Annotated in this window: 1 protein-coding gene; it reads left to right on the top strand. The window is 44.4% G+C overall.

Translation table 11 applies throughout. The features are described from left to right. A partial coding sequence (locus HC175_RS18155; RefSeq protein WP_235942674.1) for a protoheme IX farnesyltransferase occupies positions 1-473 on the top strand: 473 nt, incomplete at both ends.

The raw sequence follows: 473 nt of genomic DNA, 5'->3' as shown, positions 1-473 counted from the left end.
TAAGCGATCTTAAAGAAGTAACTAAAATGAGGCTTGCCCTTAGTGTGGTCTTTTCTTCTGTGGCCGGTTATTTCCTGGGGGCAGAAAGTATAGATCTGCTTACTGTGATCATGTTGTCTATTGGAGGCTACTGTTTGGTGGGTGCATCAAATGCATATAACCAGATCCTTGAAAAAGATTTGGATGTATTGATGAAGAGGACCAGCAACCGGCCTGTGCCTTCAGGAAGAATGTCTGTCAACACTGCATTTATAATTGCCAGTGCACTTACGGTCACAGGTCTTGTGATCCTGTATCTCATTAATCCCAGGACGGCAATGTTTGGCGCCATAAGCATCTTTTTGTATGTGTGCGTTTACACTCCTTTGAAGACAAAGACTCCTCTTTCTGTATTTGTGGGTGCTTTTCCCGGTGCAATACCCTTTATGCTGGGATGGGTTGCAGCAACTGGAAACTTTGGAATCGAACCCGGA

The organism is Salinimicrobium oceani (assembly GCF_012037645.1).
Note: the sequence above shows the minus strand (reverse complement) of the source record. Positions and strands in the feature narration are given on the sequence as shown.